This is a genomic window from Blastochloris viridis (assembly GCF_001402875.1).
Taxonomy (GTDB): domain Bacteria; phylum Pseudomonadota; class Alphaproteobacteria; order Rhizobiales; family Xanthobacteraceae; genus Blastochloris; species Blastochloris viridis.
In genome coordinates, this window is the sequence record NZ_CP012946.1 from 559,138 (window position 1) to 584,186 (window position 25,049).

Consider the following 25,049-nt stretch of genomic DNA (forward strand, 5'->3'; position numbering starts at 1 on the left):
CTTGTCCGAGACGACGGCGCGAGGTCTGCGCCGCGGCCGGCCGTGGACGCGCGACGGCACGGCGCCGTGGCGCGCAGTGCGTACAGGTTCTGTTTAGTAAATTTTCGGCACGAAATGCTGGTTCGATTTCTTCGGGCGGCGGTAGCCGGTGTCAGGTTGGCGCGGCGGCAGCTCGATCGCAGCCGGCTCGACGTGCTGGTAGGGGATCTGGGTCAGGAGGTGGGCGATGGCGTTGAGGCGGGCCCGCTTCTTGTCGTCGGCGTCGACCACGTTCCACGGGCAGACCTCGGTGTCGGTGGCGGCGAACATCACGTCCTTGGCCTTCGAATAGTCCACCCAGCGCGCCCGCGATTCGATGTCCATCGGCGACAGCTTCCAGCGCTTGAACGGGTTCTGCGCCCGCTCGATGAAGCGCCGCTCCTGCTCCTCGTCGCTGACCGAGAACCAGTACTTGATCAATTTGACGCCGGACCTGACCAGCATCTCCTCGAACAGCGGGCAGGCGCGCAGAAACTCGCGGTATTCGTCGTCGGTGCAGAAGCCCATCACGTGCTCGACGCCGGCGCGATTGTACCAGGAGCGGTCGAACAGCACGATCTCGCCGTTCGCCGGCAATTCTGCAGCGTAGCGCTGGAAGTACCACTGGCCGCGCTCGCGCTCGGTCGGGGTGCCGAGCGCGACCACCCGGCAGGTGCGCGGATTGAGCGGCTCGGTGATGCGCTTGATGACGCCGCCTTTGCCGGCGGCGTCGCGGCCCTCGAAGATCACCGCCACCTTCAGGCCTTGCACCCGCACCCATTCCTGAAGCTTGATCAGCTCGTATTGCAGGTGGGCGAGTTCCTCGACGTACCTGTAGTGCTTGGGCGGAGTGTGCGGCTCCGGCTTGTTCACCGTCGGCCAGATCGATTCCAGCGCCGCCTTCTCGCGGGCGGCGCGCAGCACCTCGCTCTCGTGCGGCCGGGCGTCGGGCGCGGCGGTGGCGCGGGAGGTGGCGTCGGGGGAATTGGCGGGCTTGCCGGTGGTGCGCCCGTGGCCCATTGCGGATCTCCTGGTGCGGGTTCCCTCGCCGACTCGGCGGCGCGTCGATCAGCGAGGAGACGATCGGCGAGGAGACTAGCAGAGTGCGGCTGCTCGACCGTTGTTTCCGCAACGGCGGACCGGTGCGGCAAACCGGCCTCCCGCGCGCCGGCGTGCCTGTCGGCCCGCTGCAGCCAGCCGTTCGACCGCCCGCTGAGGCGGCCTTGGCCGATGGCCGCGGCGGCATCGATCAGCCGACGGCGATGTGGCCGTCGCGGATGGCGTACAGGATACAGTCGGCGGTGACGGACGATTGCGCGCACGGGATGTCGTAGACGGTGGCGATGCGGGTCAGCGCCTTGACGTCGACGTCGTGCGGCATCGGCGTCAGCGGGTCGACGAAGAAGATCAGCGCCATCACCCGGCCCTCGACGATGCGGGCGCCGATCTGCTGGTCGCCGCCCTGCGGTCCGCTTTTCATCCGCTCGATCTGAAGCTCCGGAAAGGCATCCTGGATCCGGCCGCCGGTGGTGCCGGTGGCGATCAGCGGAAAGCGGCGGAGCTGGTCGAGGTGCCGGCCGCACCACGCCACCAGTGCGGGCTTTTTGAGGTCGTGGGCGACCAGCGCGATGGCCCTGCCATGCGGCGGGGCGGGCTGCGAAACGGACTGGGACATCGTGGCTCCGGTTGGCCGAACGGCTCTGAATAGCACCAAACGCCACCAGCCGCGGGCGGGGCGCTCGTTGCCAAGCTTACGTTCGATTCAAGGCAAGGCCGGCATAAGACGAGCCAGCTTGCGCTGAAGTTTTAGCTTGGGCAAAGCGGCATTTTTGCGGCTGCAAAGGTCGGGACAACCCAATCGGGAACTTGGCGGCTACTGCAATTGATCGCGATTGCCTACAGTCTGTCAGTCCGAGGCGAAGGTCTGGCTTCGGACGTGCATTGGACATGATCTGGAACGGCGATCGCGATGAAGGCGGCCGCCACTGCGAAAGGGCAGAGGATGATGCGAGTTATGGCAGCGTGCATTGGCGTTGCGTTCGCCCTATCGGGCGTGCCGGCACGCGCCGACGTGCGGATTCAGTACGATCCGGGTGGACACCTCGGCGCCTATTCTGCGCGCCTTGAGCAGATCCGCCGCAGCGGCGAGCGGGTGATCATCGATGGTCCGTGCATGTCGGCCTGCACGTTGGTGCTGGGCATGCTGCCGCGCGGCCGGGTGTGCGCCACCCGAAACGCGGTGTTCGGCTTCCACGCCGCCTGGTACACCGATGGCTCCACCCGCACTCCGAGCTCAAAGGCGACGCGCTTCATGCTCTCGCATTATCCGTCGCAGGTGCGGAGCTGGATCGCCAAGCGCGGCGGTCTGACGCCGCGGATGCTGCTGATGCGCGGCAACGAACTCGACGCCGTGGTGGCGCCGTGCGAGGGGGTGTCCTGACCCTGATGCGGCTTGCCGTCGATCAGGCCGCCAGCACCGGGTGGTAGCCGCGATCGGCGAGCACGCGGGGGATCAAGTCGGCCGGGATCGCCGGCGAGAACAGGAAGCCCTGCGCCTCGTTGCAGCCCAGTGCTTTCAGGAAATCGCGCTGGTGCTCGGATTCGACGCCCTCGGCGGTGGTGGTGATGCCGAGCGCCCCGGCGATGCTGACCACCGCCTGGACGATGACGGCGTGGTCGGAGCCCAGCTTGAGGTCGGCGACGAAGCTGCGGTCGATCTTGACCCTGTCGAACGGGAAGGTCCGCAGATAGCTCAGCGACGAGTAGCCGGTGCCGAAATCGTCCATGGCGATGCGGATGCCGATCTCCTTCAGCCGCCGCAGGGTGGCGATGGTGTGCTCGTTGTCCGCGAGCACGGTCTGCTCGGTGATCTCGATCTCGAGGCGGTGCGGGGCGAGGCCGGTTTCGGCCAGCAGCTTGGCCACCGTGTCGGCGAGGTCGGGCATGAGCAGCTGCACCGGTGACAGGTTCACCGCGACCCTGAGGTCGCCCGGCCAGCGCGTCGCCTCGCGACAGGCGGCGGCGAGCGCCCAGTCGCCGAGCGACAGGATCAGCCCGGAATCCTCCGCCACCGGGATGAACTGCGAGGGCGGGATCATGCCCTTGGTCGGATGGCGCCAGCGCGCCAGCGCCTCAAAGCCGCTGATGCGACTGTCTTGCAAGCTGACGATGGGCTGGTAGTGCAGTTCCAGCTCGTTGCGCTCGAGCGCGGCCCGGAGGTCGGTCTCGATCTCGCGCCGGTCCTTGAGCGCGGCGCTCATCTTCTGGTTATAGAACTTGTAGGTGCCGCGGCTTTCCGCCTTCGCCGCATAGAGCGCGAGGTCGGCCGCCTTGAGCAGGTCTTCGACGTCGGCGCCGTCTCCTGGGCCGATGGCGATGCCGATGCTGGCGCCGGTGCGGACCTGATAGCCGTCGATTTCGAGCGGCGGGCGCACCGTTTCCAGCAGCCGGGCGGCAAGGCTCGCGACCTCGGCGTGCGAACGCGGTCCGGGCGCGGCGATGGCGAACTCGTCGCCCCCGAGCCGCGCCAGCAGCGCGCCGGGCTCGACCGCTTGGCGCAGCCGCCCCGCCACCTCCTGCAGCAGTCTGTCGCCGGTGCGGTGGCCGAGCGCGTCGTTGATGACCTTGAAGCGGTCGAGGTCGAGGAACAGCAGGGCGAGCTGCGATTCCGCCTCGGGGTGCAGCGCCTTGTCGACCGGGAAGATGTCCTCCAGCATGGCGCGGAACACCCTTCGGTTCAGCAGTCCGGTCAGCGGGTCCTCGGACGCCAACCGCGCCACGCGCGCCTCGGCCAGACGGCGCTGCGTTATGTCGGTGAAGGTCTGCACCAAGCCGCCGTCCGGCAGCGGCATGCTGCGGACCTCAAGGACGGTGCCATCGGCCATCTCGCGCACGGTCTCGCTGCAGCGCTCGCTTGGCGGCGGGTGCGGCACCTCGCGCGCCCGGCGCCGGCCGTTGCGGCGGTCGGCGTCGCGGCGGGCCTGGAAGGTGGTGAGCGCGTCGAACCGCGGCGGGTGCTGGACCATGTCGGGCGGCAGGTCGAGCAGTTCGCCGCAGCGGGCGTTGATGACGGGAATCTCGAGGTCCCGAGTCACCATCATGATGCCCTGGCTCATGTTCTCCAGGGTGCAGCGCAGCTGTTCGGCCTTCTGGCGGGCCCTGGCTTCGGCCCGCAGGATGCGCTCGATGGCGATGAGCATCACCACGGTGAGGATAAGGCCGACGATGACGTTGACGCGAAGATTGGCGAGCGCGTTGACGTAGACCGAGTCGACGGCGGTGCTGACGTTCAGCCACAGCGGCTGGCCATGGACGGCCTGGAAGGCGAGCAGGCGCTTTTCGCCGCTGAAGGCGTTGGTGTCGATGAAGGTGGTGCCGGCGGCGTTGCGGGCGCGCTCGAAGAAGCGGGTGTCGCTGAGGTTCTGGCCGAGATGGAAGCCGCCGGCGCTGCCGCCGCTGGAGCGCACCACGCCGTCGTGGCCGATCAGGGCGATCGACACCGAGGCGCCGAAATTGAGCTTGTTGTAGAAGTTGGTGAAGTGCTCCGGCTTGAGCGAGGCGACCACCACGCCGCCGAAGCTGCCGTCGGGATTGAGGAAACGGCGGCTGAGCTCGATCTGCCATTGCTTGGCGGCCCGCCCAATCTGCGGCCGGGCGATGAACAAGCGGTCGTCGGCAGCGTCGCGGTGGATGCGGACGTGGTCGCGGGCGTTGAGATCGAGCGCTGGCGCCGGGTGCGGCCCGGCGTTCGAAGCGCGCAGCACGCCGTCGGCGTCGGCGATGGCAACCTGGAGGATGATCTCGCTGATGAGGTCGTCGCTTCCGACGATCCGGTCGAACCCGTCCGGTCCGGTGCGGCGCTCGATCAGCCTGCGGGTGTAAAGCAGCGATTTATCGATCTCTCCGATCGAACGCAGTACGTTCTCCTCGAAAACGATAGAGTAGTTGTCGATGACGGATACCGCTTCCTTCAGGTCGTTCCGGCTGTCATCGTAATATTTTAATATAACCCCACCCCATAGCATCGCGATAATACAGACGCCAAAGATCGCGGAACTCTGGCCGCTAACCACAAGACTGGGGAGGCGGAGAATGTGAAGGCGCTTCATTCCAAATCAGTCCAGCGTCCATGAGCAGTGTGGTCAAATAGCTGAATATGTGACCGATGCCTGCATCCTATGGTGAGGCGCCACAACAAAGGATTAAAGCGAAATCGGTTCCGCTCGCTATACAAAGTGTCGCAGCTCAGGGTGGCGCCGATTGGCGTGTTCAAAAGCGCCCAGGTCGGCGGCGTCGGCAGATTTGATCTGGAATAGAGTAAGACCAGCTTAGGCTGATCCGGTGTCATTCGTTTACCGCAGCGCAGCGGATCGGCGGATTACGATGTCGATGAACATTTCCGGCGCTCAAAAAAACATCGCATGTAAACAAATTTACGACGGCGGCGGTCGCTGCGCCGCAAAGCGACCGGCCGTTTGAGTCACATAAATACAACTTAATGGGGTGGCGCGCGCGTGAAGGCGCTCGCCACAGGCGCTCGCTGGCGCAACCCAGAATTTAGCGATCTGATATATATTTATACCGACGGTCCCGGCTGCTGACGCATGGGCCGTTGAAGCTCGCAGATTTTCGTCCTTGAAATCAGGATTTCACGATAATCTACGATCAGGACCAACGGCCGGCTGCCGCCGGTATTATTCCAAACGGGCGGTATCCGCTTGCTTGGAGAATGCTCTAATACTCGACCGCGGTGAGGTAGAGCCCGTCGGGCGGCGCCATCGGGCCGCAGCGGCTGCGGTCGCGCGCCTCCAGCGCCGCCCTGAGGTCGGCTGCAGTCCACTTGCCGATGCCGACCTGGACCAGCGAGCCAGTTATCGAGCGGATCTGGTGGTGCAGGAACGAGCGGGCGCAGGCCTCGATCGCCAACTCTGCGCCGGCCCGCGTCACCGTCAGGCGGTCGAGCGTCTTCACCGGGCTGTTGGCCTGGCACTCGGCGGCGCGGAAGGTGGTGAAGTCGTGCCGCCCGACCAATAGCTGCGCGGCGTCGTGCATCGCGCCGGCGTCGAGCGGCCGGATCACCCGCCAGGCCCGGTCGCGCGCGACGGTCAGCGGTGCCCGGCGATTGACGACGACGTAGCGATAATGCCGGCGGGTTGCGGAGAAGCGGGCGTCGAAATCGTCGGCGGCCGCCTCCGCCACCAGCACCGCCACCGGGTGCGGCCGCAGGTGGGCGTTGAGGCCCTCGCGCAAGGTGTCGGGCCGCCAGTCGCGGGACAGGTCGAAATGGGCGACCTGGCCGAGGGCGTGGACGCCGGCATCGGTGCGGCCGGCGCCGGTGAGACGCACCCGCTCGCCGGACAGCCGCCGCACCGCCTCGGTCAGCACCCCCTGGACGCTGAGGCCGGCGGCCTGGATCTGCCAGCCGACGAACGGGGTGCCGTCGTATTCGATGGTGAGCCGGTAGCGTGGCATGGGGTCCCTTCGGGCTTTCCCCTCGCTACCCTCCGTACGTGCTCGCCGCAAGCCGGTGTCGAACCGCCCGCCGCCTCTTGCGAGAAGACGGTGGACGGCGCTACCCATTTACGGGACTGATCTTCCGGCAGGATTCCGTCGCGCTGCGGCATTGGGCGACTGCCGGCCCGTGGAGGCGGGTTACGCCCTGGGTTGGAGACGTCTGATGAACCGTGCCTTCAAGGACGCCATCGTCAAGCTGCTGGGCGAGCATCGCGTGCTGACGCTGGCCACGGTTCGTCCCGATGGCTGGCCACACGCCACCCTGGTCGGCTTCTGCAACGACGGCTTGGCGCTCTACATGTTCGTCAGCCGCGACAGCCAGAAGGTCCGCAACATCCGGCACGAGCCGCGGGTGTCGGCGGCGGTCGGAAGCGATACCCGCCGGCCGCTCGACATCAAGGGCCTGTCGCTGGCCGGCCGCGCGGTGGTGGTCGAGGACCGCAGCGAGATCGAGCACGCCCGCACGCTCTATCTGCAACGCTACCCGGAATACCGCGTGCTGCCGGCGCCCAACCCGGCGGAGATCGCCATGCTGCGGCTGGTGCCGGACGTGGTGTCGGTGACCGACTACTCGAAGGGCTTCGGCCACGCCGATCTGGTGTCGGTGTCGGCCGACGACGTCGAGGAAATCGTCGATCAGCACCGCCGCCACTGGGCGGGCTAAACAGAAACTGGACGCACTGCACTCCACGGCGCCGTGCCGTCCGACGTCCAAGACCGGCCCTGCGGCGGGAGACCTCGCGCCGTCGTCCCGGACAAGCGGCGAAGCCGCGCGATCCGGGACCCATGATCCGCGACTCTCGCCATTGTCCGCATCGCCCCTAGCTGCGCGGCATCGCTCGCGCTGCCGGTGCCGGAAACGTCGCGGATCATGGGTTCCGGGTCGCAGCTTCGCTTCGCCCGGAACGACCGGCGGTTTCACGTTCGGCGGGGCGGAATTCCGGTGGCAAATTGATACGGATTCCGGTTGATCACGCCGTGATCGGCAGAGACAACCGCGCCGAAAAATTCTTTCTTGGACAGGGACTTTTCGGCGACGGGGCAACGAAACACCGGCCCGGCCGGATGCCTTATCCGCGTTGCGAACTCACAGCCAGGCCACCCTCCCCAGCATGGGGAGAGGGTGGCCGGCGTCGAGCCGATGCGTCAGCATCCGGGGCCGGTGATCTCACGCGTCGGGGCGGTCGCGAACCTCGCGCTGGTCCTGCCAGCGCATGAACGCCACCGCCAGCGGCGCGGCGGCCTTCACCAGCGGCAGATAGGGCACCACGGTCGGCGGGCCGAACGGCAGCGCAACCTCGCTGTCGGGTACGCCCATCACCGACTTCGCCAGTTCCTTACCCACCGACACCCCGAGCGCCACGCCGCGGCCGTTGCAGCCTGCCCAGCCCACCGCGTCCGGCCCGAGCTTGTGGAAGCGCGGGAAGTGGTCCGGGGTGACGGCGATGCGGCCGTGCCAAGCGTATTCGAACCGTGCCGCCTCGAACCGGCCCGGAAACAGCTCGTTCAGCCGACGGGCGATGTGGGTCTTGAGGTTCCAGGCCCCGCTCAGCGGGTTCATCAGCGCGCCGCCGGTGACGAGGCGGCCGCGGACGTCCCAGCGGATGAAGTGCGGGTCGCGGTGGGTGTCGGTCAGCGCCTGGCGCTTGGGCAGCACGGCCTGGCGGATTTCGGCCGACAGCGGCTCGGTGGCGATCTGCCACGACATCACCGGTATGATCTCGCGGCGGATGTCGGTGGCCGGCGTGCCCATCAGCGAGGAGAACTCGCCGGTATAGGCGTTGGTGGCGAGGATCAGCGCCCGCGCCGTCACCCGGCCGGACTTGGCGTCGACCACCCAGCGGTCGCCGTCGCGGCGGATGCCGTAGACCGGGGCGTGGGCATAGACGCGGCCGCGGGCGACCATCACCGCCTGGGCGAGCCCGCGCGTCAGCGCCAGCGGGTTGATCAGGCCGCCGGAGCGGTTGAGCCAGCCGCCGTGCCAGACGTCCGAGCCGGTCATTTCGCGCACCTGGTCGCGCGACAGCAGCTCGACCGGCGCGCCATATTTGGCCCACTGCTCGACGCGCTGCTCGGCCAGCCGCATGCGGCCGGACGAATGGGCCGGCTGCATCCAGCCGGTCTGCTCGGCCTCGGCGGCGATGCCCAGGCGCTTGATGGTGTTGAACACCGTCTGCGCGCTGTTGCGCAGCAGGCCGACGAACCGCTCGCCGGCTTCGCCCTCGCGGGCGACGATGTCGTCGGGGTCGTGCTGGGTCAGGGTCGGGATGACTTGGCCGTTGTTGCGGCCGGCAGCGCCCCAACCGGGTTCGACCGCCTCGACCACCGCCACGTCGACGCCGGACTCGGCAAGCTGTAGCGCCGCCGACAGGCCAACGAGACCGCCGCCCACGACCACGACGTCAGCAGTCGCCTCACCGTCCAGCGTGTGATAGGTGGGCCCGTCGGCTGTGACCGCCGCCCAGAGTGATTTCGGGTACGCCACGCTGTTACGGCGGGCTGTCTGTCGGTTCGCAGTCATCTGCCTGTGTCCACAAACTGTCTGTGCTTGCCAAGGCCGGGGGTCCTGTCGCGTGCTAGCACGTATTTCTTATCAGGGGCATACCGATCTTCCGTGATCTTCCGCCGCGCAAGCGGGTGCGCCGGCAAAGCAACCGCGCTACCGCTGGCGCCGCAACCCCGCGCCGGTGGCCCTTTTACGGTTCATTTGCCATCGGCGGCAATCGATCGCTGCGGTTTCGAACCGAACGCGCTCGACACAACCGGACCTGCGCGGTGAAATGCCGTCCGCACCAACCAACAACTTCAAAATCTGCCGGGAGGACGCAATGGCGGTGACACGATCGAGCCGGCTGGCGGGTTGGCTGGCCGCCGCCGGCACCGCTGCTGCCAGGGTCGTGCTGGCCGCGGTCGGCGCCCTTGCGGTAGCGGCGCTGCCGGCGTCGGCCCAGACCACGCTGACCATCCAGCATCCGCTACCGCTCAACAGTCATTATGGTGCCGGCGCCAGCGCCTTCAAGGACGCCTTCGAGCGGCTGACCGACGGGCGTTACCGCGTGGTGGTCCAACGTAACGACAACGAGCGCGAGATGATGGAGAGCCTGCAGATCGGTACGCTCGACTTCTCCGTCTCATCGACCGGGCCGGTCGGCAATTTCGTGCCCGAATCCAAAAATCTCGACGTGCCGTTTCTGTTTCGCGACACCGCCCACGCCCGCGGCGTGCTGGACGGCGACATCGGCAACGAGATCCTCGCTGCGTTCGAGCGGCGCGGCCTCACCGGGGTGATCTGGCTGGAGAACGGCTTCCGCCATCTCACCAACAGCCGGCGCCCGGTGGTGACGCCCGACGACATCAAGGGCCTGAAGATCCGCACCATGGAGAATCAGGTGCACATGCGCGCATTCGAGACGCTGGGCGCGCTGCCGACCCCGATGACCTTCAGCGAGATCATTACTGCGCTGCAGCAGGGCACGGTCGACGGCCAGGAGAACCCCATCACCGTGATCGTCTCCAACAATCTCGACCAGGTGCAGAAATATCTCTCGCTCACCGGCCACGTCTATTCGCCGGCGGTGCTGGTGGCCGCCCCGGCCACGGTGGCGCGGTTCTCGGCGGCGGACCGCGCCGCGATGATCGAGGCAGCCCGCGCCGCGCAGACGGCCAACCGCGACCGCGTCAGCGCCGACGAGGCGACCGGGGTCGCGGAGCTGCGGCGCCGCGGCATGAGCGTCGTCACCGACATCGACCGCGCCAAGTTCGAGGCGGCGCTGGCGCCGGCCTACGCGGTCTATGCCAAGGAGCTCGACGGCAACCTCATCGCCCGCATCCGCGCCGCTGCGCCATCGCAGTGATTGATTGAACATGCCCCAGTCGGCCGGCCGCGGGATCAGCCCCTTCTTCCCCTCTCCCCTTGTGGGAGAGGGTGCCGAGCGATCTTTAGATCGCGAGGCGGGTGAGGGGGCTGTCCGTACGGCTTCGAAGCCCCCCCTCACCCGGCTCGACCTCGCGTCGCTCGGTCTCGCCACCCTCTCCCACGAGGGGAGAGGGTGGCGGCGCGGCTCGCTCTGATCTCGCGAGATGAACGCTGCCCTCCGCCGCGTCCTCACCGCCGCCGACCGCCTTGCCATCGGCGGCGCCACCGCGCTGGCGGTGGCGGCGCTGGTGGTGGCGCTCGGCGCCGGGGTCTGGCAGGTGGCGGCGCGCTTCCTGCTTGAGGCGCCGTCGCCGTGGAGCGAGGCGCTGGTGCGGACCGCGCTGATCTGGATGACGATGCTGGGGCTCGGTGCGGCGCTGCGGTCGGGGGCGCTGCTGTCGATCGATCTCGTCGGCCGCCTGGCGCCGCCGCCGCTGAAGCGGGCGCTGGAGGCGTTCGCGCTCCTTTCCAATCTTGCGCTGATGGGCGTGCTGGTGTGGTTCGGCTGGGAGATGGCCGAGCGGGTGCGGTTTCAGGTGCTGGCCGGGCTCGATATCTCGATTGCCTGGGGCTATGCCGCCATTCCGGTCGGCGCCGGGTTCGCCGCGGTCGGCGCGGTGGCGCGCTTCCTCGATCCGGCACCGCTGGATGGGGAGGCGCAGCCGTGACCGCCTTGATGCTCGGCGTGATGCTGGCGCTGTTCGTCGCCGGCGTGCCGATCGCGGTGGCGGTGGGGCTCGCCAGCGTCGCCGGCATGGCGGGCTTCACCCAGTTTCCGCTGATCGTGGTGGCGCAGCAGGCCTTCATCGGGCTCGACCGCTTTCCGCTCGCGGCGGTGCCGTTCTTCATCCTGGCCGGCAATCTGATGGAGGTCGGCGGCATCAGCCGGCGGCTGATCGAGTTCGCCCGCGCCATCGTCGGTGGCGTGCAGGGCGCCTTGGCCACGACCTGCGTCCTCGCCTGCATGATCTTCGCCGCGATTTCCGGCTCCTCGGTCGCCACCACCTTTGCCATAGGCGCCATCATGATTCCGGCGTTGGTCAAGCGCGGCTATCCGGCGCCGTTCGCCGCGGCGCTGCAGGCCGCCTCGGCCGAACTCGGCGTCATCATCCCGCCCTCGATCCCGCTGATCCTCTACGGCGTCACCACCCAGACCAGCGTGCCGGAGCTGTTCATCGCCGGCATCGGCCCCGGCCTGCTGATCGGCGCCGTGCTCAGCCTGACGGTGCTGGCGTGGTGCCGGCTCAAGGGCTGGGGCCGCGGCGACGGCGAGGGGCGCCTCAAGCCACTGGCGGCGCTGCGCGAGGCGGCGTTCGCGCTGATGATGCCGGCGGTGGTGCTGGGCGGGATCTATGGCGGCGTCACCACCCCGACCGAGGCCTCGGTGGTCGCGGTGGTCTACGCGCTGGTGGTCGGCATGGCGATCCACCGCGAGATCTCCTGGCACGACCTCTACCCGGTCTTCCGGCGCTCGGCGATCACGTCCTCGGTGATCTTGTTCATCATCGCGATGGCTAGCCTGTTCTCGTACCTGCTCAACCGCCAGGGCGTGCCGGATGCGGCGGCGGGCTGGATCGTCGCGACCTTCGACACTCCGGCCCTCTATCTCCTCGGCGTCAATCTGCTGCTGTTCGTTGTCGGCATGTTCGTCGAGACCAGCGCCTCGATCATCATCCTGGCGCCGATCCTGGCCGAGGCGGCGGTGCGGTTCGGCATCGACCCGGTGCATTTCGGCACGGTGATGGTGGTCAACCTGGCGCTCGGCATGATCACCCCGCCGTTCGGGGTCAACCTGTTCGCTGCGGCCCAGGTGGCGAGGATCCCGCTCGAGCGCATGATGGCGCCGCTCGTGGTGTTCATCGCGGCGGTGCTGGCCTGCCTGATGGCGATCACCTATCTGCCGTGGATCACGCTGGCGCTGCGGGATGTCGCGTTCCGGTGAGCTGCTGCCCTCACGCGGTGGAGGCCGAAGGCCGTCTCGAAGGGTGAGGGCCTCATGCTTCGAGACGGCGTTTCACGCCTCCTCAGCATGAGGTCGGCGTGCGCCGAACCAAGTGTTCCCCTCAGCGCCGGCGCTCCAGCGCCGCGATCAGCTCGGTCGACGGGTAGCCGTCGGCCGGCAGGCCGAGGGCGATCTGCGCCGCCCGCACCGCCGCGCGGGTGCCCTGGCCGAACCGGCCGTCCGGCGCATCGCGGGTGAAGCTTGCGCGCTGCAACAGCGCCTGCAGGTGGCGCATTTGCTCGGTGGAGAGCGGGGTGACCGGGTCGCGGCCGCGCGAGACCTGGGGGGCGCCGGCAAGGCGGGTGGCGTAGTAGGCGGCGGTGGTGGAATAGACCATCGCCTTGTTCCAGCCGAGATAGACCTTGAAGTTGGGGTAGGCGAGGAAGGCCGGGCCGTTCCGGCCCATCGGCAACAGCAGGGCCGCCGGCGGCCCGCCCACCGCCAACGCGGTGCCCGCGGGCGTGCGCACCCCCATCCGCGACCACGCCGCGCGCGGCAGCATGGTGTCGAGGTCGGCCTGCGACCAGTCCATGTCGGCCGGCACCGCGACCTCCTCCAGCCACGGCTCGCCGCGCCGCCAGCCGAGGCCGCGCAGGAAGTTGGCGCCGGTGGCGAACGAGTCCGGCACCGAGCGCATGACGTTGATGTGGCCGTCGCCGTCGCCGTCGGCGGCGTAGCGGTAGAGGTCGGTGGGCGTGAACATCAGGTGGCCGAGCTCGCCCGCCCAGTCGCCGACCATCTCCGAGGGCTTCAGATCGCCGCGGGCGACGATACGCAACAGGTCGATCAGCTCGGGCCGGAAATAGTCGGCGCGCCGGCAGTCGTAGGCCAGCGTCGCCACCGCCGCTGGCGCCCTGTACTTGCCGAGGTCGGAGCCGAAATCGGTCTCCAGCCCCCAGAACGCCACCAGCACCGCGCCCGGCACGCCGTATTGCGCCTCGATGCGCGACAGCACGCCGGCATATTGGCCGAGATACTTGCGGCCGCGCACCATGCGGTCGCTGGAGACCATGCGATCGGAGAAGGTGAGGAAGGTCTGTTGGAAGACGCCCTGGCCCTGGTCGCGCCGGATGATGGCCGGATCATAGGTCACGCCGGCAAGCGCGGCCTCGATGGCGGAATTGGCCACGCCGGCGGCGCGCGCCTCGGCCTTCACCCCCTCCAGCCAGCTCTCGAAGCTGCCCGAGGTGCGGCACGGCACGCTTGCGGGTGCTGCAGCCGGCGTCGCCGCGGCCGGGGCCGCTATCAGCGCCGCCACCGCCGCAACAACAAGGCTGAAGCCGGTGCTCCGCCGCTTTGTCGATGTCCGCCGCATCGTCTCCTCCTGACGTCCCGACCCGGATCGGCGGTGAATCACCGCCACTCCCGGCCAAGCCTACACCAGCCGAAGTCGATGGCGACGTGATGGCGGTCTCTTAGAGACCGTTTGGAAACTCCGACGGGGCCGCGCCGGAGCCGATTTCGGGCGCTCCGGCAGGAGCCGATCGAAGAGCGTACCGGGGAGTACGGTCGAGATCGGCGACGAACCGGGCGCCCGAAAGCGGCCCGGCCCTTCGGGTTGCGGGGCGAACGCCGGTCGCGGCGTCAAAAAGCTCGCCGATACTCCCCGGTATCGGTCTCGCTTTCCTCCTGGCGTCCGGCAGTTCGCGCACAACGCGGCCTGCCGTCCGAGTTTCCAAACGGTCTCTTAGCGCTCGAAGCGCTGGGCCACCCAGCGCGACTTGGTCCACAGCTTCCAGATTGCGGCGAGGCAAGCCGCCATCGCCGCCGAATAGCCCAGCCACACCGTGACCGCGCCGCCGAGCCGGCCGCTCTCATAGGTGAGGGTGCCCGCCTCGAAATCGAGCGAATGCTGGAAGTGGCGGAGCAGGAACACCAATGCGCCGAGGCAGAGCAACTGGCTGAAATACATGATCTCCAGCCGGATGTGGTCGGCGTAGCGCGCGTTGAGCACCTTCAGGATGAAATAGATGTTCGCCACCGACAGCACGATCACGCCGCCGTCGAGCACGGCGTGGCGAAGGAAGGTGCGCGAGCCCAGTTCGGCGACATTGACCAGTGCGCCGATCAGATCGAACGTCGCCACGCCGATGATCAGCGCCTGCAGCGAGATGAATACGAACGGCATGACACGCCCCCGCCGTCATGAACGGACTGCCGGCTCGCGCGCCAGACCTTCGAGGCCGCGCGCCGCCAGCCTGCCGCATCGGCGGCAGGCCGCGACGATGGCGGCGCCGGCCGGAGCGGTCAAGGCGGTAAGAGCGCGGGGCCGGGCGCTCTCAATCGCGAAATCGGCCGGGCCGGGCGCCGCATTTCCTCCCTAACCGCCCCTTAACGAAACCGCCGGCATCCTGCAGATCGGGGGCGCCTCAACGGTTGGGCGGGACGGGTCCGGCATGGCGTGGAAGGAGCGCAGGCAGGGCGGGCACCGCGCGCCGGAAGGCGAGAGCCGGCCGCGCGGCACGCTCGACCTGCGCCTCGATCCCGCCGACCGCGTCGGCGGCCCCGCTGGCGGCAAAACCTCCGGCGGGAGAATCCCCGCCGCCAAAGCCCCCACTGCGAAGAAGCGCCCGCCCCCTAGCAAGGCCGCCCACCCGGAGCCGGCGCCGCGCAAGCCGGTGCGCAAGGCCCGCCGCGGTTTTCTCGGCTGGATCGGCCGGGCGGTCTATTGGAGCGTCGTCATCGCGATCTGGGCCGGGCTGGCCGGGCTCGGCCTGCTGGTGTGGCAGGCGGCGCATCTGCCGCCGATTCAGTCGCTCGATGTGCCGAAGCGCCCGCCGACGGTGCAGATCGCCGGGCTCGACGGCAGGGTGATCGCCACCCGCGGCGAGATGGGCGGGGCCGCGGTGCCGCTGCAGGCGCTGCCGGACTATCTGCCCGACGCCTTCATCGCCATCGAGGACAAGCGCTTCCGAGACCATTTCGGGGTCGACCCCGTGGGCATCGCCCGCGCCGCGGTCGCCAATGTGTTGCGCCGCGGCGTGTCGCAGGGCGGCTCGACCCTGACCCAGCAACTGGCGAAAAACCTGTTCCTCACCCAGGAGCGCACCTTCTCCCGCAAGCTGCAGGAAGTGGTGCTGGCGCTGTGGCTGGAGCGCAAGTTCTCCAAGGACCAGATCCTCGAACTCTACCTCAACCGGGTCTATTTCGGCGCCGGCGCCTATGGCGTGGAGGCGGCGGCGCAGCGCTATTTCGGCAAGCCGGCGCGCCAGCTGACGCTGGCCGAATCCGCCATGCTGGCGGGCCTGGTCAAGTCGCCGACCCGGCTGGCGCCGACCCGCCACCTCGACGCCGCCCAGCGCCGCGCTGCGCTGGTGGTCCAGGCGATGGCGGACGAGGGCTACATCAACCGCCAGGCCGAGGCGGTGGCGCTGGCCCGCCCGGCCCAGGTGGTGAAACGCCAGGATGCCGGCTCGATCGGCTTTGTCGCCGACTACGTGATGGACGTGCTCGACGATCTGGTCGGACACGTTGAGGATGACGTCACCGTCATCACCACCCTCGATCCGGTGCTGCAGCAGCTTGCCGAGCGCGCGCTAGTCGAGACGCTGGCGCGCGATGGCGCCAAGGCCGACGCCAGCCAGGGCGCGATGGTGGCGATGAGCCCGGACGGCGCGGTGCGGGCGCTGGTCGGCGGCCGCAGCTACGCCGACAGCCAGTTCAACCGCGCTGTCACCGCGCGCCGCCAGCCCGGCTCGGCGTTCAAGCCGTTCGTCTACCTCGCCGCGCTGGAGCGCGGCCTCACCCCGGACACGCTGCGCGACGACAGCCCGATCCAGATCAAGGGCTGGAAGCCAGAGAACTACACCCACGACTATCGCGGGCCGGTGACGCTGACCACCGCGCTCGCCCACTCGCTCAACACCGTGGCGGTGCGGCTGGCGCTGGAGGTCGGCCCCAGGGCGGTGGTCGACACCGCCCAGCGGCTCGGCATCGCCGCCAAGCTCGAAGCCAACGCCTCGATCGCGCTCGGCACCTCGGAGGTGACGCTGCTCGAGCTGACCTCGGCGTTCGCGCCGTTCGCCAATGGCGGGCTGCCGGCGAGGCCGGTGATGGTCGAGCGGGTGCGCGCCGCTGGCGGCAAGACGCTCTACGTCCGCCGCGCCGACCCGCGCGGCCGGGTGGTGGCGCCGGGCTATGTCGGCATGATGAACGCGATGCTGGAGGAGGTGATCGTGTCCGGCACCGGCCGCAAGGCCCAGATCGCGGGCTGGCAGGCGGCCGGCAAGACCGGCACCACCCAGGACTTCAAGGACGCCTGGTTCGTCGGCTTCACCGGTCGGCTGGTGGCCGGGGTGTGGCTCGGCAACGACGACTCCTCGCCGATGAAGAAGGTGACCGGCGGCGGCCTGCCGGCCGAGATCTGGGGCCGCTTCATGCGCGAGGCCCACCGCGACTTCGCCCCGACCGAGCTGCCCGGCGGCAGCCGCGGGCCGAATTTCCGCTGGACCACCCCCGATCAGCCGCCGTCGGCTGAGGCCGAGCGGCCCGCCATCCAGGGGCCGGGCTTCGGCGGCCGGGCTGCGGGCGAGAGCGGCAGCCTCGACGGCTGGCTGATCGACCGCCTGTTCGGGCGCGGGCAGTGACCGGGTTCCCGGTTGATCAGTTCGGACTGGCCGTTGGCCGAGGGCCGCGTCGATTCGCTCTCCCCTTGCGGGCAAGCACCCCTTGTAACTTGAATGCGCCGCGATCGGGTAAGCTACCGGGTGCGGTGACGGGTGGGAGCCCGCAAACCCCTGGGTCGTCCGAGACCGTGGGTGAGATCGGCGCCCCACCCGTCGTTCCTTCGAACCCGGACAGTCGCCAGGGCCGCACGAGCTCGCTTCGGCAAGGTCGGGTCATGTCGGAACAGATCACCGTCGGTATCGATGTCTCCAAGGATCGCCTCGATGTCCATGTCCGCCCCCTGGGCGAGGCGTTTGCCGTCCCGCGCGACGGCGAAGGCCTCGCCAATCTCTGCCACCGCCTGACGGCGCTCGCCCCCGCCCTCGTCGCCCTGGAGGCGACCGGCGGCTTTGAGGCGGTCGTCACCGCAGCGCTGGTTGCGGCCGGCCTGCCGGTGGTGGTGGTCAACCCCGCCCAGGTGCGTGCGTTTGCCCGCGCCCTCGGCAAGCGCGCCAAGACCGATCCGATCGACGCCGCGGTGATCGCCCACTTCGCCGCGGCCACCGCGCCGGAGGTGCGGCCGATGCCCGACGAGGCGACGCGCCGTCTCGCCGCGCTGATGGCCCGCCGCCGGCAGATCGTCGAGATGATGGGCGCAGAGCGCCAGCGCCTGCGCCATACCGCCGTCGCGCGCGTGCGCCAATCGATCGAGCGCCTCATCCAGGCCCTCGAAAAGGAACTCGCCGAGATCGACCGCGACATCGACACCGCCGTCCGCAGCTCGCCCGCCTGGCGCGAGGCCGAGGACCTTTTGTCCTCCGTTCCCGGCGTCGGGCCAATCGTGGCGCGCTCGCTCCTCGCCGAGCTGCCCGAGCTGGGAACGCTCGACCGCAAGAAGATCGCCGCCCTCGCCGGGCTCGCCCCCTTCACCCGCCAGTCCGGGTCCTGGAAGGGGCGCAGCTTCATCGGCGGCGGTCGCTCGACCGTCAGAACAGTGCTGTTCATGGCCGCGCTGGTCGCCAGCCGGTACAACCCCGTCCTGAAAACCTTCTACCGCCGCCTCCTCGACGCCGGAAAGCCCAAGATGCTCGCTCTCGTCGCCGTCGCCAGGCGCCTCCTCGTCATCCTCAACGCCATCCTCAGAGACAAACAGCCATGGCGAACCGCTTGACCAGAAAGACAGTCGCTCACCCGCCTCGCGATCTTCGCGATCGCTCGGCATCCTCTCCCGCAAGGGGAGAGGGAAGAATGAGCCGAGCTGGTCAAACGGAAACCGTTGTGCGGAAAATGCTCTAATTGGCGAAATACTGCTCCAGCACCCGCCGGTAGATTGTCGCCAGCGCTTCCAGCTCGGCCACCGGCACCGCCTCGTCGACCTGGTGCATGGTGGTGCCGACCGGGCCGAGTTCCACCACCGGGCAGGCCGCCTTGATGAAGCGGGCATCGGAGGTGCCGCCGCCGGTGGAAGGCTCCGGCCGCCGGCCGGTGACCGCCTCGACCGCGTCCGCCACCATCGCGGTGAACGGCCCGGACGGGGTGATGAAGCACTCCGACACCGTCGGGTCCCACTCGACGCGCCAGCGCCCGACCGGCGCCGCCACCCCGATCTCGGCCTCCAGGTGCGCGCGCAGCGTGGCCGGCGTCCAGCGGTCGTTGAAGCGGATGTTGAAGCGCGCCTCGACCTTGGCGGGGATGACGTTGAAGGCCGGGTTGCCGGTGTCGAGCGAGACGAATTCGAGGTTGGAGGGCTGGAACTGCGCGGTGCCGCCGTCGAGCGGGCGGGCGAGCACGTGGTGGAGAATGCGGCTGAGCCGCCGTATCGGGTTGTCGGCGCGGTGGGGGTAGGCGACGTGGCCCTGCGTTCCCTCCACCACCAGCGTGCCGGACATCGAGCCGCGCCGGCCGACTTTCAGCGTGTCGCCGAGTTCGGCCACCGAGGTCGGCTCGCCGAGAATGCAATGGTCGAAGGCGATGCCGCGCTCGCGCGCCCACTCGAGCAGCTTCCTGGTGCCGTTGATGGCCGGGCCTTCCTCGTCGCCGGTGATGAGGAAGGAGACGGTGCCGCCGATGTCCGGCCCGCGCGCGGCGATGACCTCGCTCACCGCTGCCACCATGGCGGCGATGCCGCCCTTCATGTCGACGGCGCCGCGGCCGATCAGCCGGCCGTCGACCACGGCGCCCTCGAACGGCGGCGACGTCCACGCCGCGGCATCGCCCGGCGGCACCACGTCGGTGTGGCCGGCAAACACCAGATGCGGCCGGCCGCTGCCGAGGGTGGCGAACAGATTCTCAACGTCCGGCGTGCCGGGCGCGGCGAAGGTGACGCGGTGGACGGTGAAGCCGAGGGCGGCGAGCGTGGTTTCGAGCAGCGCCAGGGCGCCGCCCTCGGCCGGCGTGACCGAGGGACACCGCACCAGGGCGCGGGTGAAGGCAACAGGATCGACACGCATGATCACAACCGCTGCGGGGGAGGCGAGATGGCTCGCCGGCCGCTGTTCGAGCAGAGACCGGCAGGCCGCGGGATCACGCCGTCAGCATCCGGTAGCGGTGAGTAGCCGTCAATCCCGCAACAACTCGTTGATCGAGGTCTTGGAGCGGGTCTTCTCGTCCACCCGCTTGACGATCACCGCGCAGTAGAGCCCCGGCCCCGGCTCGCCGTTCGGCAGCGGCTTGCCCGGCATGGTGCCGGACACCACCACCGAGTAGGGCGGCACCTCGCCGATATGGACCTCGCCGGTCGAGCGGTCGACGATCTTGGTCGAGGCGCCGAGATAGACGCCCATCGACAGCACCGAGCCCTGGCGCACGATCACGCCCTCGGCCACTTCGGCGCGCGCGCCGATGAAGCAGTCGTCCTCGATGATCACCGGCCCGGCCTGCAGCGGCTCCAGCACGCCGCCGATGCCGGCACCGCCGGACAGGTGAACCCGCTTGCCGATCTGGGCGCAGGAGCCGACCGTGGCCCAGGTGTCGATCATCGCGCTCTCGTCGACATAGGCGCCGAGATTGACGAACGAGGGCATCAGCACCACGCCCGGCGCGATGTAGGCGGAGCGCCGCACCACGCAGTGCGGCACGGCGCGGAAGCCGGCCTTGCGGAACGCGTCCTCGTCCCAGCCGACGAACTTCGAGGGCACCTTGTCCCACCAGTGTGCGCCGCCGGGGCCGCCCGCGATCGGCACCATGTCGTTGAGGCGGAACGACAGCAGCACCGCCTTCTTCAGCCACTGATTGACCGTCCAGGTGCCGTCCGGCCCGCGCGAGGCGACCCGCGCCTGACCAGAATCGAGCAGCTCCAGCGCGGCCTCGACGGCATCGCGCACGGCGCCGGTGGTGGCGTGCCCGATCGAGGCGCGGTTCTCGAAGGCGTCGTCGATGACGGCGGCAAGGTCGGACGCGGCAGGGTTGGTCATCGTGGTGCTCCCGGTTGGGCGCGATCAAACACGGCCGGCCGGATGCGTCAACGCCGCGTCAGCGCGGCGGCAATGCCGTGGAGGAAGCCGGCGAGGTCGGAGGTGACGTGGTCGATGTGGGGGTCGGCGCGGCCTTCCAACTCCCACGCCTCGCGCTCGACCTCGCGCGCCGCGTCCGGGGTCACCAGCACCGTGGTCATGCCGAGCTCGTGCGGCACGGTGAGGTTGCGGGCGAGGTCCTCGAACATCGCAGCGCGGGTGGGGTCGACGCCGTGGCGATCGAGGAAGCGGAGGTAGGTCTCCGGATTCGGCTTGGGCACGAAGTCGGCGGCGAAGATGTCGAACACGCCGTCGAAATGGTGGCTGAGGCCGAGCCGCCCGGTCACCGCCTCGGCGTGGGCGACCGATCCGTTGGTGAGAATCAGCTTCTGGCCCGGCAGCGCTGCCAGCGCGGCGCCGAGCAGCGGGGCGGGCTCGATCGGCGAATGGTCGATGTCGTGGACAAAGTGGAGGAATTCGGCGGGATCGAGGCCGTGATTGATCATCAGCCCGCGCATCGAGGTGCCGAAGCGGCGGTAATAATCCTTTTGCAGCCGGAACGCCTCGTCGCGGCCGACGCCGAGAAAGCCGGTGATGTAATCGGTCATCCGCTCGTCAATCTGCGACCACAGGTCGAGATGGGCCGGATAGAGCGTGTTGTCGAGGTCGAACACCCAGGCGTCAACGTCGGCAAAGCCGCGCGCGGCGCGGGCAGGGGCGGGGATGGTCAGCATGTCGCCAGGACACTAGCAGCGCCCGGCGACGGTTGGTAGACAAGCGCGTCGGCGCTCAAGCCGGAAGATTCATGCCGCAACACCCCGTCACGTCAACGCGAAGTCAGGTCATGGCCGAGATCGCCGTCCCCACCGATCCGCAGATGCAGGCAAGGGTGCTGGCCCAGGCGCTGCCCCACATGCAGCGCTATGACGATGCCACGGTGGTGGTGAAGTACGGCGGCCACGCCATGGGCGACGAGCAGCTCGCCCGCGAGTTCGCCCGCGACATCGTGCTGCTGGAGCAGGCCGGGGTGAACCCGGTGGTGGTGCATGGCGGCGGGCCGCAGATCCAGTCGATGCTGACGCGGCTCGGCATCGAGAGCAAGTTCGCCGCCGGCCTGCGCATCACCGACGCCCCCACCGTCGAGATCGTCGAGATGGTGCTGGCCGGCTCGATCAACAAGCAGATCGTCGGCTTCATCAACGCCGCCGGCGGCAAGGCCATCGGCCTGTGCGGCAAGGACGGCAACATGGTCACCGCGCGAAAGGTGACGCGCACGGTGGTCGACCCCGACTCGGCGATCGAGCAGGTGGTGGATCTGGGCTTCGTCGGCGAGCCGGAGAGGGTCGACACCACGGTGCTCGACCGCATCATCGGCACCGAGATCATCCCGGTGCTGGCGCCGGTGGCGGCGGCGGCGAACGGCGGCACCTTCAACGTCAACGCCGACACCTTCGCGGGCGCGGTGGCCGGCGCGCTGAAGGCCAAGCGCCTGTTGTTCCTCACCGACGTGCCGGGCGTGCTCGACAAGTCGAAGCGCCTGATCAAGGAGCTGTCGGTGGCCGACGCCCGGCGGCTGATCGCCGACGGCACCATCTCGGGCGGCATGATCCCCAAGGTCGAGACCTGCATCTTCGCGCTGGAGAAGGGCGTCGAAGGCGTCGTCATCCTCGACGGCAAGGCGCCGCACGCGGTGCTGATGGAATTGCTCACCGATGCCGGCGCCGGGACGCTGCTTCATCGCTGACGCACGGTCCGTAGGCGCGTTGCCCGCGCGGGCGGACGGACGTGCGGTCACGCGGCCGTCGCGCGCATCCGCCGGGTTCGGACGAACCCGCGGATGGACGCGGCGCGCCGCGCTGGCGCTGGTGTCCGCGCTGGCGGCGGCGAGTCCGGCCGCGGCCGACCTCACGGTGTGCAACCGCACCAGCTTCGTGCTGGACGCCGCCATCGGCCTGGAGGCGGCCGGGGCGACGGCGACGCGCGGCTGGTTCCGGTTCGAGCCCGGCCAGTGCCGGCCGGTGCTGTCGGGCGACATGCCGGGCGGCCAGCTGCTGCTGCACGCCCGCGCCCTGGCGATCTACGGCCGCGACGCCTTCAGCCAGGACGGCCACCGCGAGCTGTGCGTCGAGGACGGCGATTTCCTGATCGCCGCGGCGACGTCCTGCACCGCGCCGGCGCGGCCGGCCCGCTTCGCGGTGGTGGTGCCGAAGGCGACCGCGCAGGGCCCGACCGCCGCCCTGACCGAGGACGCCGACTTTTCCATCGACGCTGCCCGCCGCGCCGGGGTGCAGCGCCTGCTGGCGGTGGCGGGCTACGACCCCGGCCCGATCGACGGCCTGCCGGGGCGGCGCACCGACCAGGCGCTGGCGCGGCTGGTCGCCGCCCGGCGGCTGCCCGCCGATACCGCGCGCGGGCCGGCGGTGTTCGAGCGGCTGGTGGCGGCGGCGGAGGCCGCCGGCGGGCGTGGCCTGACCTGGTGCAACGACACCCGGCACGCGGTGATGGCGGCGCTGGGCGAGGACGACCACGGCGCCATCGTCAGCCGCGGCTGGTGGCGGGTCGAGCCCGGCCGCTGCGTGGCGCCCGACGCCCTCGGCCCCGCGCCGCGGCGGCTGTTCAGCTTCGCTGAGGCGGTGGGGCCGGACGGCGCGGTGGTGACGGAGGGCGGGCGGGCGCTGGCGTGGGGCGGGCCGACGCTGCTATGCACCCGCGCCAGCCGGTTCGAGCTGCGCGACCACGCCGACTGCGCCGGGCGCGGGTTGGACGTCCGCGGCTTTGCCGCCGTCGAGCTTGCCGGCCAGCGCGGCCGGACGGTGTGGTTCGGCACGCGGTCGGCGCCGCCGCACGCCCTCGGCCGCGACTAGCGCATCCGCCGGTGTGGACGCTGGGGCGGTCGCATCGCCCGGCTCCAAGCGTTACGCAAAAACGGCGATATATCCGGCTATTTCAGCAAAAAAAGTGGCAAACGTGGCGGTCGTCATCGATCTTGCCGAAACTTCGCATTCGACCCGACCTTTCGGCGAGCGCCGCCCACGCAGCGGGCGGTTGCGGCGGGTTGGCGGGACGCCTGGCAGCGCTGCTGAGGAAACAGGAGAAAGACGGGACCTTCGCCAGAAAAATTCACATCTAACCGTCGGCGCCGCCTCCAAAGCGCCGCCTCGCGGTATATAGTTGCCCATGTGCCGTTCCGATAATGCGGGCATGCGCCTATTGTCCCTTGAGGACGGGTAAGTGCGGGGCGGTGAAGAAAAAATTATTGTCGATTGACGCTTCTGCCGCCATTTCGGGGTGTCGGTTGCATGTTGCCGCAGCGTTGATTGAACTCGGGTGATGGTCGCAATGTCTGGGCTCGAACCGCCAGTCTCCATCCGCTCAGACGCGCCGACCGAGGCAGAGACGCGATTTTTGAAGCTCGTTGGCCGGTTGTCGATCGATGTGCCGTTCGACGTCTACGCGATCTCGGTGGCGCCGGCGTGCGGGCGCGGCGGCGGTTCCGGCCGGCTGCTGGCCGACAATTTGCCGGAGGACTACCGGCGGCGCTATCTCGAACACCGCGATTTTGAGCGCGACCCGGTGATGCTCGCCAGCCGTGCCGGGCGGTTGCCGGTTCGCACCGCCGAGGTGCGCGCGGTGGCTGAGGCCGACCCTGAGCTGATGCCGTGCTTCGCCGCTGCCGTCGCGGCGCTGGGGCCGGCGGTGCTGGCGATCCCGCTGCGCTTTCGCAACCGGCTGAGCGGCGATGTGGTGTTCCGCCGCCGCGGCGCCGAGTTCTCTGACGCCGAGGTCGGCTATTGCGAGCTGGCGGCGCCGGCCTTGCTGCTGGCCGCCACCGAACTGCCGGTGGCAGGCCCGCCCGACGATCTGACCCCGCGCGAGCGCGAGTGCCTGGCCTGGACCTCGGTCGGCAAGACCGCCTGGGAGATCGGCTCCATCCTCGGCATCTCCGAGCACACCGCGGTGGCCCATCTCAACGGCGCCGTGCGCAAGCTGCGGGCGGTCTCCCGCGCCCAGGCGGTGGCGGAGGCGCTCCGCCGCGGCCTGATCGATTGAGCTGCGGGCGAGGCCGCGGCGGCAGCGGGCGCCGGATCCGCGCCAAAGCCGGGGTCGCCGGCCGGCCGCAATTTGCGGTTTCATGCCGTTTCCGGTTGATCACGACGTGACCCCGCAAACGATCTTGCCGAAAAGCCATTGATCGAAAAGGTGTTTCGGCGACAGGACGACGAAACGCCGGGCTGATCGGCCGGATTTCGTATCGTGTTACCGAAATGGCGGTCGCCGCCGTCGGCAGCGGTGATGAACGGCGGGCGGTCCCAGTGCGGTGAGGCCACCCGTCGGGCAAGAACCCGCCCGATACCGCGCCGGCGCGATCGATCGGGGCGATTGTGAATCGCGCCGCCGCAATTCAACCGTACATTTTGCGCTACTTGATGCTGGCGGGCCGGTCGCCCGGTCAAGGCAACGCTTTCGGCGGCGGGTTCTTGCGGCGGCGTCGGCATTGTTCCGTTCAAGCTGACGCCGCTAGAACGAACCGCTGCCATGGCTT

21 protein-coding genes are annotated in these 25,049 nt (G+C 69.3%); 10 read left to right on the plus strand and 11 right to left on the minus strand.

Annotation, left to right across the window (positions count from 1 at the left end):
• Window positions 1-93 precede the first annotated feature (93 nt).
• Window positions 94-1,038 carry a polyphosphate kinase 2 gene (gene ppk2, locus BVIR_RS02555; protein WP_082416587.1) on the minus strand — a complete coding sequence of 315 codons (945 nt, stop codon included), beginning with the start codon at window positions 1,036-1,038 and terminating at the stop codon, window positions 94-96.
• Window positions 1,039-1,267: 229 nt separating this feature from the next.
• Window positions 1,268-1,693, minus strand: coding sequence for a methylglyoxal synthase (locus tag BVIR_RS02560; protein WP_055036300.1), 426 nt, complete (start codon window positions 1,691-1,693; stop codon window positions 1,268-1,270).
• A gap of 339 nt (window positions 1,694-2,032) precedes the next feature.
• Here BVIR_RS02560 and BVIR_RS02565 point away from each other — a divergent pair, with 339 nt between their 5' ends.
• The gene (locus BVIR_RS02565) at window positions 2,033-2,458 is read left to right on the plus strand and encodes a hypothetical protein (RefSeq protein WP_335338139.1); all 426 of its coding nucleotides are present in this window, start codon (window positions 2,033-2,035) and stop codon (window positions 2,456-2,458) included.
• Window positions 2,459-2,480: 22 nt separating this feature from the next.
• Here BVIR_RS02565 and BVIR_RS02570 read toward each other — a convergent pair whose 3' ends face one another.
• Both BVIR_RS02570 and truA read right to left on the minus strand, forming a co-directional pair.
• Window positions 2,481-5,042, minus strand: a complete 2,562-nt coding sequence (locus tag BVIR_RS02570) for a bifunctional diguanylate cyclase/phosphodiesterase (RefSeq protein WP_236823668.1) — start codon at window positions 5,040-5,042, stop codon at window positions 2,481-2,483.
• A gap of 709 nt (window positions 5,043-5,751) precedes the next feature.
• Window positions 5,752-6,489 carry a tRNA pseudouridine(38-40) synthase TruA gene (truA, locus tag BVIR_RS02575; RefSeq protein ID WP_055036303.1) on the minus strand — a complete coding sequence of 246 codons (738 nt, stop codon included), beginning with the start codon at window positions 6,487-6,489 and terminating at the stop codon, window positions 5,752-5,754.
• Between the two features lie 205 nt (window positions 6,490-6,694).
• Here truA and BVIR_RS02580 point away from each other — a divergent pair, with 205 nt between their 5' ends.
• A complete protein-coding gene (locus tag BVIR_RS02580) occupies window positions 6,695-7,195 on the plus strand; it encodes a pyridoxamine 5'-phosphate oxidase family protein (RefSeq protein WP_082416588.1) in 501 nt (166 codons plus the stop codon).
• Between the two features lie 504 nt (window positions 7,196-7,699).
• On the opposite strand, the gene BVIR_RS02585 is transcribed toward BVIR_RS02580, so the two are convergent.
• Window positions 7,700-9,052, minus strand: coding sequence for an NAD(P)/FAD-dependent oxidoreductase (locus BVIR_RS02585; protein ID WP_055036304.1), 1,353 nt, complete (start codon window positions 9,050-9,052; stop codon window positions 7,700-7,702).
• Between the two features lie 307 nt (window positions 9,053-9,359).
• Here BVIR_RS02585 and BVIR_RS02590 point away from each other — a divergent pair, with 307 nt between their 5' ends.
• The 3 genes from BVIR_RS02590 (at window position 9,360) to BVIR_RS02605 (ending at window position 12,389) form a co-directional block, all read left to right on the plus strand.
• A complete protein-coding gene (locus BVIR_RS02590) occupies window positions 9,360-10,385 on the plus strand; it encodes a DctP family TRAP transporter solute-binding subunit (RefSeq protein ID WP_082416590.1) in 1,026 nt (341 codons plus the stop codon).
• Between the two features lie 226 nt (window positions 10,386-10,611).
• Window positions 10,612-11,115, plus strand: a complete 504-nt coding sequence (locus BVIR_RS02600) for a TRAP transporter small permease (protein WP_055036306.1) — start codon at window positions 10,612-10,614, stop codon at window positions 11,113-11,115.
• Window positions 11,112-12,389 carry a TRAP transporter large permease gene (locus tag BVIR_RS02605; RefSeq protein ID WP_055036307.1) on the plus strand — a complete coding sequence of 426 codons (1,278 nt, stop codon included), beginning with the start codon at window positions 11,112-11,114 and terminating at the stop codon, window positions 12,387-12,389. Before BVIR_RS02600 ends, BVIR_RS02605 begins: the two co-directional genes overlap by 4 nt.
• A gap of 121 nt (window positions 12,390-12,510) precedes the next feature.
• On the opposite strand, the gene BVIR_RS02610 is transcribed toward BVIR_RS02605, so the two are convergent.
• Both BVIR_RS02610 and BVIR_RS02615 read right to left on the minus strand, forming a co-directional pair.
• Window positions 12,511-13,764, minus strand: coding sequence for a lytic murein transglycosylase (locus BVIR_RS02610; protein WP_058124853.1), 1,254 nt, complete (start codon window positions 13,762-13,764; stop codon window positions 12,511-12,513).
• A 372-nt stretch (window positions 13,765-14,136) separates the two neighbouring features.
• On the minus strand, window positions 14,137-14,577 hold the full coding sequence (locus BVIR_RS02615; protein WP_055036308.1) for a hypothetical protein: 441 nt from the start codon (window positions 14,575-14,577) through the stop codon (window positions 14,137-14,139).
• A gap of 268 nt (window positions 14,578-14,845) precedes the next feature.
• Between BVIR_RS02615 and BVIR_RS02620 the strand changes: the two genes are divergently transcribed.
• Both BVIR_RS02620 and BVIR_RS02625 read left to right on the plus strand, forming a co-directional pair.
• Window positions 14,846-17,035: a transglycosylase domain-containing protein gene (locus BVIR_RS02620; protein WP_055036309.1), complete on the plus strand. Its 2,190-nt coding sequence runs from the start codon at window positions 14,846-14,848 to the stop codon at window positions 17,033-17,035.
• A 254-nt stretch (window positions 17,036-17,289) separates the two neighbouring features.
• On the plus strand, window positions 17,290-18,225 hold the full coding sequence (locus tag BVIR_RS02625) for an IS110 family RNA-guided transposase (protein ID WP_055036118.1): 936 nt from the start codon (window positions 17,290-17,292) through the stop codon (window positions 18,223-18,225).
• 121 nt (window positions 18,226-18,346) lie between these two features.
• Here BVIR_RS02625 and dapE read toward each other — a convergent pair whose 3' ends face one another.
• The 3 genes from dapE to BVIR_RS02640 form a co-directional block, all read right to left on the minus strand.
• A complete protein-coding gene (gene dapE / locus BVIR_RS02630; protein ID WP_055038626.1) occupies window positions 18,347-19,504 on the minus strand; it encodes a succinyl-diaminopimelate desuccinylase in 1,158 nt (385 codons plus the stop codon).
• Window positions 19,505-19,612: 108 nt separating this feature from the next.
• Window positions 19,613-20,467 carry a 2,3,4,5-tetrahydropyridine-2,6-dicarboxylate N-succinyltransferase gene (gene dapD, locus BVIR_RS02635; protein WP_055036310.1) on the minus strand — a complete coding sequence of 285 codons (855 nt, stop codon included), beginning with the start codon at window positions 20,465-20,467 and terminating at the stop codon, window positions 19,613-19,615.
• 47 nt (window positions 20,468-20,514) lie between these two features.
• Window positions 20,515-21,240 (minus strand): pyrimidine 5'-nucleotidase, encoded by a 726-nt coding sequence (locus tag BVIR_RS02640; protein ID WP_055036311.1) that lies wholly within the window; start codon window positions 21,238-21,240, stop codon window positions 20,515-20,517.
• Between the two features lie 110 nt (window positions 21,241-21,350).
• On the opposite strand from BVIR_RS02640, the gene argB reads away from it, so the two are divergent.
• From argB to BVIR_RS17355, 3 genes are all read left to right on the plus strand, one after another.
• Window positions 21,351-22,250: an acetylglutamate kinase gene (argB, locus tag BVIR_RS02645; protein ID WP_055036312.1), complete on the plus strand. Its 900-nt coding sequence runs from the start codon at window positions 21,351-21,353 to the stop codon at window positions 22,248-22,250.
• A gap of 121 nt (window positions 22,251-22,371) precedes the next feature.
• Window positions 22,372-23,370 carry a DUF1036 domain-containing protein gene (locus BVIR_RS02650; protein WP_169788570.1) on the plus strand — a complete coding sequence of 333 codons (999 nt, stop codon included), beginning with the start codon at window positions 22,372-22,374 and terminating at the stop codon, window positions 23,368-23,370.
• 541 nt (window positions 23,371-23,911) lie between these two features.
• Entirely contained in the window at window positions 23,912-24,556 is a 645-nt protein-coding gene (locus BVIR_RS17355; RefSeq protein WP_060832935.1) for a helix-turn-helix transcriptional regulator, read from the plus strand.
• A gap of 80 nt (window positions 24,557-24,636) precedes the next feature.
• Here BVIR_RS17355 and BVIR_RS16600 read toward each other — a convergent pair whose 3' ends face one another.
• A complete protein-coding gene (locus BVIR_RS16600; RefSeq protein WP_145911888.1) occupies window positions 24,637-25,002 on the minus strand; it encodes a hypothetical protein in 366 nt (121 codons plus the stop codon).
• Window positions 25,003-25,049: the final 47 nt, after the last annotated feature.

Excerpts from the sequence above, each read along its gene's own strand:
- BVIR_RS02615 (WP_055036308.1), bottom strand. The coding sequence starts at position 14,577 with ATGCCGTTCGTATTCATCTCGCTGCAGGCGCTGATCATCGGCGTGGCG.
- BVIR_RS02640 (WP_055036311.1), bottom strand. The coding sequence starts at position 21,240 with ATGCTGACCATCCCCGCCCCTGCCCGCGCCGCGCGCGGCTTTGCCGAC.
- BVIR_RS02565 (WP_335338139.1), top strand. The coding sequence starts at position 2,033 with ATGGCAGCGTGCATTGGCGTTGCGTTCGCCCTATCGGGCGTGCCGGCA.
- BVIR_RS02610 (WP_058124853.1), bottom strand. The coding sequence starts at position 13,764 with ATGCGGCGGACATCGACAAAGCGGCGGAGCACCGGCTTCAGCCTTGTT.
- BVIR_RS02590 (WP_082416590.1), top strand. The coding sequence starts at position 9,360 with ATGGCGGTGACACGATCGAGCCGGCTGGCGGGTTGGCTGGCCGCCGCC.
- ppk2 (WP_082416587.1), bottom strand. The coding sequence starts at position 1,038 with ATGGGCCACGGGCGCACCACCGGCAAGCCCGCCAATTCCCCCGACGCC.
- BVIR_RS02585 (WP_055036304.1), bottom strand. The coding sequence starts at position 9,052 with ATGACTGCGAACCGACAGACAGCCCGCCGTAACAGCGTGGCGTACCCG.
- BVIR_RS02620 (WP_055036309.1), top strand. The coding sequence starts at position 14,846 with ATGGCGTGGAAGGAGCGCAGGCAGGGCGGGCACCGCGCGCCGGAAGGC.
- BVIR_RS02625 (WP_055036118.1), top strand. The coding sequence starts at position 17,290 with ATGTCGGAACAGATCACCGTCGGTATCGATGTCTCCAAGGATCGCCTC.
- BVIR_RS02580 (WP_082416588.1), top strand. The coding sequence starts at position 6,695 with ATGAACCGTGCCTTCAAGGACGCCATCGTCAAGCTGCTGGGCGAGCAT.
- dapD (WP_055036310.1), bottom strand. The coding sequence starts at position 20,467 with ATGACCAACCCTGCCGCGTCCGACCTTGCCGCCGTCATCGACGACGCC.
- BVIR_RS02600 (WP_055036306.1), top strand. The coding sequence starts at position 10,612 with ATGAACGCTGCCCTCCGCCGCGTCCTCACCGCCGCCGACCGCCTTGCC.
- BVIR_RS02570 (WP_236823668.1), bottom strand. The coding sequence starts at position 5,042 with ATGCTATGGGGTGGGGTTATATTAAAATATTACGATGACAGCCGGAAC.
- dapE (WP_055038626.1), bottom strand. The coding sequence starts at position 19,504 with ATGCGTGTCGATCCTGTTGCCTTCACCCGCGCCCTGGTGCGGTGTCCC.
- argB (WP_055036312.1), top strand. The coding sequence starts at position 21,351 with ATGGCCGAGATCGCCGTCCCCACCGATCCGCAGATGCAGGCAAGGGTG.
- truA (WP_055036303.1), bottom strand. The coding sequence starts at position 6,489 with ATGCCACGCTACCGGCTCACCATCGAATACGACGGCACCCCGTTCGTC.
- BVIR_RS02560 (WP_055036300.1), bottom strand. The coding sequence starts at position 1,693 with ATGTCCCAGTCCGTTTCGCAGCCCGCCCCGCCGCATGGCAGGGCCATC.
- BVIR_RS16600 (WP_145911888.1), bottom strand. The coding sequence starts at position 25,002 with ATGCCGACGCCGCCGCAAGAACCCGCCGCCGAAAGCGTTGCCTTGACC.